The following is an 8264-nucleotide window of genomic DNA, read 5'->3' as shown; positions in this document are numbered from 1 at the left end:
CTCAACGTTCACACCGATCCCCTGTAGGAGCTGGCTTGCCGGCGATGACATCCGCATGATCGATGCACATCCAAAGGCCCCATCGCCAGCAAGCCGGCTCCTACAAGGGCTTTGTGTGAACGCCAGTCTCAACGTTCACACCGATCCACTGTAGGAGCCGGCTTGCCGGCGATGGCGGCTGCATGATCGATGCAAGTCCAAGGGCCTCATCGCCGGCAAGCCGGCTCCTACAAGGGTTTTGTGTGAACGCCAGTTTCAACGTTCACATCGATCCACTGTAGGAGCTGGCTTGCTGGCGATGGCGGCCGCATGATCGATGCAAATCCAAAGGACCTATCGCCGGCAAGCCGGCTCCTACAAGGGCTTTGTGTGAACGCCAGTTTCAACGTTCACACCGATCCACTGTAGGAGCTGGCTTGCCGGCGATGGCGTCCGCATGATCGATGCAAGTCCAAAGGCCTCATCGCCGGCAAGGGGCTTTCTGCGAGTTCCTGTTACAACGCCTTCGCACTGGGTTTTGCCAGTGACTGTGCGTTTATTGCCTTCTTCAGGAACATGACCGGCATCACCCCTGGCCACTGGCGAAATTAAGCACCTGACGATCGGCAGCAGAAATTAATTGCGACCAAATATTACATGCGTCATATTACGTACGTAATTAAACGCCGATTCCCACAGGTAATCCTCCATGACCAGCATGCCCAGCCTTGAACCCAACGTTGCCGTTGCGGTGAGCACGCCCAAGCCTCCCCTGCTCAAGCGCCTGATCCTGCTGACGCTGGCCATTGCTGCCCTGATATGTGCAGGCCTTTACGCCACCCATTGGTGGACCGCCGGGCGTTTCATCGAAGAAACCGACGACGCCTACATTGGCGGCGACGTGACGGTGATCGGGCCGAAGGTCGCGGGTTACATCGAAGAAGTGCTGGTCAGCGACAACCAGAAAGTGAAGGCCGGCGATGTGCTGATCCGCCTCGATTCCCGTGACTACCGCGCTAACCTGGCCAAGGCCGAAGGCGCGGTGGCTGCGCAAGAAGCCTTGCTGGCCAACCTCGACGCCACCGAACAACTGCAACACGCGGTGATCGGTCAGGCCCGTGCCGGGATCGATGCCACCGGCGCTGAAACGGCCCGCTCACGGGACGACAATGCACGCTACAAACGCCTGGTCGGCAGCAACGCCGTCTCCGTGGAAAGTGCGCAACGGGCCGACGCCACCTTCAAGACCGCCCAGGCGCTGAGTGCTCGGGCCCAGGCTGAACTGCTGGCGGCGCAACGCCAATTGAACGTGATCGACACTCAGAAACAGCAAGCACGTGCCGCGCTGATGCAAGCCCGGGCCGAACGAGACCTGGCGCAATTGAACGTCGGCTACACCGAGTTGCGCGCACCGATGGATGGCGTGATCGGCAATCGCCGGGCTCGGGTCGGTGCGTATGCGCAGGCCGGTTCGCAGCAGTTGTCAGTGGTGCCGGCCAGCGGGCTGTGGGTCGATGCCAACTTCAAGGAAGACCAACTGGCGCACATGACACCGGGCCAACCGGTGATCATTCACGCCGACGTGCTCTCGGGGCAGGTATTCCACGGGCACCTCGACAGCCTCGCGCCGGCCAGCGGTTCGCAGTTCAGCGTGTTGCCACCGGAAAACGCCACCGGCAACTTCACCAAAATCGTGCAGCGAGTGCCAGTGCGGATCGTGCTCGATCCTGCCGACGGCGTGCTTGGGCATCTGCGTCCGGGCCTGTCGGTGACCGCTGAAGTCGACACACGCAAGGAGCCTGAAACGCCTGCCGTGGCCAGCACGCCATGAGCCGCGCCCTCGCCGCCCCCGCGCAGCCGTTCAACGCCGCGAACATGGCGACGGCGACCAAGGTGTTCGCCTTCGCCACCATGTGCATCGGCATGTTCATTGCCCTGCTGGATATCCAGATCGTCTCGGCTTCATTGCGCGATATCGGCGGCGGGTTGTCGGCGGGCACTGACGAAACGGCGTGGGTGCAGACCAGCTACCTGATCGCCGAAATCATCGTGATTCCGCTGTCCGGCTGGCTCTCCCGTGTGTTCTCTACCCGCTGGCTGTTCTGCGCATCCGCGGTGGGTTTCACCCTGGCCAGCCTGCTCTGCGGCGCGGCCTGGAACATTCAGAGCATGATCGCCTTCCGCGCCCTGCAAGGGTTTCTTGGCGGCTCGATGATCCCGCTGGTGTTCACCACGGCGTTCTTTTTCTTCACCGGCAAACAACGGGTGATCGCCGCCGCGACCATCGGCGCAGTGGCGTCATTGGCACCGACACTGGGGCCGGTGATTGGTGGCTGGATCACCGACGTTTCCTCCTGGCACTGGCTGTTCTACATCAACCTGGTGCCGGGGATTTTCGTCGCGGTGGCGGTGCCGATGCTGGTGAAGATCGATCAGCCGGAACTGTCGCTGCTAAAGGGCGCCGACTATTTGAGCATGGTGTTTCTGGCACTGTTTCTCGGCTGCCTGGAATACACCCTCGAAGAAGGCCCGCGCTGGAACTGGCTCAGTGACCGCACGATTCTGACCACCGCCTGGATCAGCGGCCTGGCGGGCCTGGCGTTCATCGGCCGGACCTTGCACGTGGCCAACCCGATCGTCGATTTGCGCGCCCTCAAAGACCGCAACTTCGCCCTCGGCTGCTTCTTCTCGTTTGTCACCGGGATCGGCCTGTTTGCCACAATTTACCTGACGCCGCTGTTTCTCGGTCGCGTCCGGGGTTATGGCGCGCTGGACATTGGTCTGGCGGTTTTCTCCACCGGAGTGTTCCAGATCATGGCGATTCCGCTGTACGCCTTTCTGGCCAACCGCATCGATCTGCGCTGGGTCATGATGACCGGCCTTGGGTTATTCGCTTTGTCGATGTGGGATTTCAGCCCGATCACCCATGACTGGGGAGGCAAGGAATTGATGCTGCCGCAAGCGCTGCGCGGAATTGCCCAGCAATTGGCGGTGCCACCGGCGGTCACCTTGACCCTCGGCGGTCTGGCGCCGGCGCGACTCAAACACGCTTCCGGGCTGTTCAACCTGATGCGAAACCTGGGCGGAGCCATTGGCATCGCCGCCTGCGCGACGATCCTCAATGACCGCACCAACCTGCACTTCACACGATTGGCGGAAAACCTCAACAGCACCAACGAAGCCCTGAATCAATGGCTGTCCCAGGTCGGCAGCAACTTCGCCACGCTCGGCCAAAGCGGTGACGCGGGTGTCACCGCCAGCCTGCACCAGCTATGGCTGCTGACCTACCGCGAAGCGCAGACGCAAACCTACGGCGATGCGTTTCTGATGATCATGGTCTGCTTCATCATCGCCACGGCGATGGTGCCCTTGATGCGCAAGGTGCAACCACCGGCCGCGCCTTCAGCGGACGCTCACTGATCAGGCCTGAGGCGTTTTACGGAAGCCTACGGCGAGACGGTTCCAGCTATTGATGGTGGAAATCGCCACGGTCAGGTCGACCATTTCCTTGGGGCTGAACTGCGCAGCGACCACTTCGTAGTCTTCGTCCGGAGCGTGGGTCAGGCTCAGTTGGGTCAGGGATTCGGTCCAGAGCAACGCAGCACGTTCGCGCTCGGTGAAGAACGGGGCCTCGCGCCAGGCGGTCACGGCGAACAGGCGACGCGGGGTTTCGCCGCCCTTGATCGCATCGGCGGTGTGCATGTCGATGCAGAAGGCGCAGCCATTGATTTGCGAAGCACGCAACTTGACCAGTTCGATCAGGGTCTTTTCCAGCGGCAGCTTCGAAACGGCGGTTTCCAGGGCGATCATGGCTTTGAGGGCATCAGGGGACGCGGTGTAGAAATCGATACGGGGTTTCATGGCAGGCTCCGGGAGCAAGTGGGGGTGGAGCTAAGTTAGTCCTGCAGGCCGACTGCTGGAATATCCAATTTCTCAAAAGTCGAGTAGACCGCCGCCGCCCTTGTAGGAGCCGGCTTGCTGGCGATGCGGGCAACTCGGAGCAAATTGATGAGTGAGGTGATGCTATCGCCAGCAAGCCGGCTCCTACAGGGGGGCGAAAAATAGTCTGTCGGGCTGATTGCCAGCACTCGGTCCTCGCCACTAGAATGCGATCAATTCTTAATTGCATCAGGCCAGGACGCCGGAAAAGAGTATCAGTCCCCCATGTCGTCAGCCGACCAGCCTTTGAACCAGCAAATCCATACCCTCTACAGCGAACACCACGGTTGGCTGCAGGGATGGCTGCAGCGAAAACTCGGCAATCGCTGCGACGCGGCGGACCTGGCCCACGATACGTTCCTGCGTTTGCTGACCCGGCAAGTCGTCAAGCCCTGGGGCAGCGAGCCCCGGGCACTGCTGACGCACATCGCCAAGGGCCTGGTGATTGATCGCTGGCGTCGACAGGACATCGAACGCGCCTATCTGGAGACCATTGCCCACCTGCCGGCCGCGGAGGTGCCGTCACCGGAAACCCGCCTGCTGATTCTCGAAACCCTGATGCGCATCGAAGCGCTGCTGCGCGAATTGCCGGCCATCACTCGAGAAACCTTTCTGCTGTCACAGATCGAAGGGCTGACCTACAACCAGATCGCCGCACGCCTGAATGTGTCGCTGATCACCGTCAAACGGCACATGCGCACCGCGTTCATTGCCTGCCTGAGTGTCGCCTGATGAATTCGTCGATGATCAACCCGCACATTCTCGGCGAAGCCGCCGACTGGCTGGTGCAGTTGCATTCAGGCAGCGCGACGCCGTCCGACCATCACGCCATTGCACAATGGCGCAATCGCAGTGCCGAGCATGCGCTGGCCTGGCAACGGGCCGAAGCGCTGCTCGGAGAATTTCGCAGCGTGCCGGCCAACCTGGCCATCCAGACCCTGCAGCGAGCGGCACGCAAGGATGGTTTGAGCCGCCGCCAGACCCTCACGCGTATTGGCTTGCTGCTGATGGCCGGCCCCTTGGGCATCGCCTCGCAACACGCGTCCTGGCAACAATGGACCGCCGATCAGCGCACGGCAGTGGGCGAACAGAAAAACCTGCAACTGCCCGATGGCAGTCAGGTGCTGCTCAACACCGAAAGTGCGGTGGACATTGCCTTTACCCCGCGTGAACGCCGAGTGGTGCTGCTGGATGGCGAAGTGTTGATCAGCACCGCCAAGGATCCCGGCGCCCGGCCCTTTATCGTCGAAACCCCGCAAGGCATCGCCCGTGCGCTGGGTACGCGGTTTTGCGTGCGCATCACTGGCTCGAGAAGCCAGGTGTCGGTGCTCGAAGGGCTGGTGGAAGTCACGCCGCAGTTGCTCCAGCAGAGCACGACGCTCAAGGCCGGTGAGCGTCAGAGCTTCAAGCTCAATCGCCTCGACCCGCTCGAACCTTTCGACACCAGCGCCCTGGCCTGGGACAAGGGCATGTTGCTGGCGAGCAATATGCGCCTGGACGAATTGCTCGGCGAATTGAGCCGCTATCGCCCCGGCGTGTTGCGTTGTCATGCGGATGTCGCGGGGTTGCGGGTGTCGGGGGCGTTTTCCCTGCGTGACACCGATGCCAGCCTGCGTCTGCTCAGCGATACGCTGCCGCTGAAAATCAGCAGCCTGACCCGCTACTGGCTGTCGGTCGAGCCGCGGGCCTGAGTGCGCTGAAAAACTATTTCACAGTCCCCTGATACCTTTCCGCGTTTCGTTCGGTGTGTGGATAGACCTCTTCAATTCCACGCGCTCGACAGGAACGCCGAATGACTTCGACACCGCTGCACCGCCCCGCCGATTTCCCGCTCAAGGCCCTGAGCCTGAGCATTGCCCTGGCCTTTACCGCGATGCTGCCGATCAACAGCCATGCCGCTGACACCGTCAGCGAAAGTGCCAGCCGCAACGTCGACATCGGGCCGGGCTTGCTCAGCCATACCCTGGCGCAATTCGCCGTGGCGGTCGGCGTGCCGTTGTCGTTCGATCCGGCGCAACTGGGCAATCGCCAGAGTCCGGGATTGCAAGGCAACTACAGCGTGCAATCGGGCTTCGCGCAATTGCTTGAAGGCAGCGGTTTCAAGTTGATCAGCACGGGCGGAAACGGTTACACCGTGGCGCCGCGAGTCGCTGCCAACGGTGCACTGGAGTTGGGCGCCACCAGCGTCAGCGCCCTGCGCGACGACAACGCGGACACCTACGGTGGCGGTCAGGTCGCCAAGGTTGCGCAGATCGGCATGCTCGGTAACCAGGCCTTGAAAGACCTGCCCTTCAGCGTCACCAGCTACACCGCCAAAACCATCGCCGACCAGCAAGCGCAGACTGTGGGCGATGTGTTGCTTAACGACGCTTCGGTGCGGCAGTCCGCCGGCTTTGGCAACTTCTCCCAGGTGTTCGTGATCCGCGGTTTGCCGCTGCTGTCCGATGACATTTCCTATAACGGTCTTTACGGCATCCTGCCCCGGCAGATCATCGCCACCGAAGCGCTGGAACGGGTCGAGTTGTTCAAGGGACCGAACGCTTTTGTGAATGGTGTTACGCCCAGCGGCAGCGGGATTGGCGGCGGCGTCAACCTGCAACCCAAGCGCGCCAACGATGTGCCGACCCGCAGCGTCACTCTCGATTACAGTGACGATGGCCGGGTCGGCGGGCATCTGGACCTGGGCCAGCGCTTTGGCGAAGACAACCGATTCGGCGCGCGGGTCAATCTGTTGCAACGCGAAGGCGCCACCGCCGTCGATGACGAAGACCGTCGCTCGTCGCTGATCAGCGTCGGCCTGGACTACCGAGGTGATCGCCTGCGGGTGTCGACGGACCTGGGCTATCAGAAACAGGTGATCAATCAGGGCCGCTCGGTGATCTATGTCGATTCGACCTTGAGCAAAGCGCCCAAGGTGCCGGATGCCAACGCCGGGTACGCACAGAGCTGGAGCTACTCGCAACTGGAAGACACCTTCGGCATGGCCCGCGCCGAGTACGACCTCAGTGACAACTGGACCGCCTACGTGTCCGGCGGCGCCAAACACACGCGGGAAAACGGCGTGTATTCGTCGCTGACCGTCACCGACCTCAACGGCAATGCCCGGGGCGGCATGCTTTACTCGCCTCACGACGAGGACAACAAAAGCCTGATGACCGGCCTCAACGGCCACTTGAACACCGGGCCGATCAGTCACCAATTGAACCTGGGCCTCGCGGGTATCTGGGGCCAGCAACGCTCGGCGTTCGAAACCATAGGAACCGCCACGCGCTACAGCACCAACCTCTACGACGTCACGGACAAACCGCGCCCAAGCCCCACATCGTTTGCCAGCGACATTCACGACCCGCGCATCGTCGGCAAGAACACCCTGCGCAGCGCGGCGGTGTCCGACACCCTGGGTTTCATCGATGATCGCGTCTTGCTCACCCTCGGCGTACGGCGCCAGACACTCAACGTCGACGGCTGGAACACCACCACCGGCGCGCGCACTTCAAGTTATGAAGAGTCGATCAGCACGCCGGTCTATGGCCTGGTGATCAAGCCGTGGGAACACGTTTCGTTCTACGCCAACCGCATCGAAGGCCTGGCCAAGGGCCCGACGCCGCCGACCAGCGCGATCAACCGCGACGAGACCTTCGCCCCGGTGCGCAGCAAGCAAATCGAAGCCGGCGTGCGCCTGGACATGGACACCTATGGCGCGAGCCTGGGCGTGTACCGCATCGAACAACCGTCGAGCTACACCCAGGACGGGATCTTCCGGGTCGATGGCGAGCAGCAAAACAAAGGCGTGGAGTTGAACGTCTATGGCGAGCCGCTTGATGGTCTGCGCCTGCTGAGCGGCGCGACGCTGATGAAGACCGAAATCGAAGGCAGCACCAACGGGGTCAACGACGGCAACCGCGCCGTCGGCGTACCGCGTTTTCAACTCAACGTCGGGGCGGATTGGGACGTACCGGGGATTGAAGGCGCGGCGCTCAGTGCGCGGATGCTGCGCACCGGCGGGCAATACCTGAACGCCGCCAACACCCAGAGCATTCCGGCGTGGAACCGCTTTGATGTGGGGTCGAGGTATGCCTTCAAGATGGATGAGAAGTACATCACCTTGCGCGCCAATCTGGAGAACGTGGCGAACAAGGCATATTGGGCCTCGGCGAATGGCGGGTACCTGACGCAGGGGACACCGCGGACGCTGAAGGTGTCGGCGACGCTGGATTTCTGATCCGGAATTTGCAGTGAGCCAGCTACCGCCATCGCGAGCAGGCTCGCTCCCACATTGAATCTCCGTCGTACACAAATATTGAGTTCACTGAAGATCAACTGTGGGAGTGAGCCTGCTCGCGATC

Annotated in this window: 6 protein-coding genes; 5 read left to right on the top strand and 1 reads right to left on the bottom strand. The window is 61.8% G+C overall.

Annotated elements, in window-relative coordinates; all coding sequences use genetic code 11:
• The first annotated feature begins 688 nt into the window (after positions 1-688).
• Positions 689-1810, top strand: coding sequence for an HlyD family secretion protein (locus J4E42_RS20545; RefSeq protein ID WP_207286042.1), 1122 nt, complete (start codon positions 689-691; stop codon positions 1808-1810).
• A complete protein-coding gene (locus J4E42_RS20540) occupies positions 1807-3399 on the top strand; it encodes a DHA2 family efflux MFS transporter permease subunit (protein WP_207286041.1) in 1593 nt (530 codons plus the stop codon). The genes J4E42_RS20545 and J4E42_RS20540 overlap by 4 nt, the downstream gene beginning before the upstream one ends.
• On the opposite strand, the gene J4E42_RS20535 is transcribed toward J4E42_RS20540, so the two are convergent.
• On the bottom strand, positions 3400-3840 hold the full coding sequence (locus tag J4E42_RS20535; RefSeq protein ID WP_008040019.1) for a carboxymuconolactone decarboxylase family protein: 441 nt from the start codon (positions 3838-3840) through the stop codon (positions 3400-3402).
• 303 nt (positions 3841-4143) lie between these two features.
• Here J4E42_RS20535 and J4E42_RS20530 point away from each other — a divergent pair, with 303 nt between their 5' ends.
• From J4E42_RS20530 to J4E42_RS20520, 3 genes are all read left to right on the top strand, one after another.
• Positions 4144-4650, top strand: coding sequence for a sigma-70 family RNA polymerase sigma factor (locus J4E42_RS20530; protein WP_008040017.1), 507 nt, complete (start codon positions 4144-4146; stop codon positions 4648-4650).
• Complete coding sequence (locus J4E42_RS20525; RefSeq protein ID WP_207286040.1) at positions 4650-5609, top strand: FecR domain-containing protein; 960 nt, start codon at positions 4650-4652, stop codon at positions 5607-5609. The genes J4E42_RS20530 and J4E42_RS20525 overlap by 1 nt, the downstream gene beginning before the upstream one ends.
• Positions 5610-5710: 101 nt before the next feature.
• Positions 5711-8140, top strand: coding sequence for a TonB-dependent receptor (locus J4E42_RS20520; RefSeq protein WP_207286039.1), 2430 nt, complete (start codon positions 5711-5713; stop codon positions 8138-8140).
• Positions 8141-8264: the final 124 nt, after the last annotated feature.

The sequence above is a fragment of the Pseudomonas sp. FW300-N2A2 genome, assembly GCF_017351735.1.
Taxonomy (GTDB): domain Bacteria; phylum Pseudomonadota; class Gammaproteobacteria; order Pseudomonadales; family Pseudomonadaceae; genus Aquipseudomonas; species Aquipseudomonas migulae.
The sequence above is the reverse complement of the archived record's forward strand: the minus strand, read 5'-3'. Positions and strand labels throughout refer to the sequence as shown.

Coding starts and splice junctions, on each gene's coding strand:
- J4E42_RS20545 (WP_207286042.1), top strand. CDS start 689: ATGACCAGCATGCCCAGCCTTGAACCCAACGTTGCCGTTGCGGTGAGC.
- J4E42_RS20540 (WP_207286041.1), top strand. CDS start 1,807: ATGAGCCGCGCCCTCGCCGCCCCCGCGCAGCCGTTCAACGCCGCGAAC.
- J4E42_RS20535 (WP_008040019.1), bottom strand. CDS start 3,840: ATGAAACCCCGTATCGATTTCTACACCGCGTCCCCTGATGCCCTCAAA.
- J4E42_RS20530 (WP_008040017.1), top strand. CDS start 4,144: ATGTCGTCAGCCGACCAGCCTTTGAACCAGCAAATCCATACCCTCTAC.
- J4E42_RS20525 (WP_207286040.1), top strand. CDS start 4,650: ATGAATTCGTCGATGATCAACCCGCACATTCTCGGCGAAGCCGCCGAC.
- J4E42_RS20520 (WP_207286039.1), top strand. CDS start 5,711: ATGACTTCGACACCGCTGCACCGCCCCGCCGATTTCCCGCTCAAGGCC.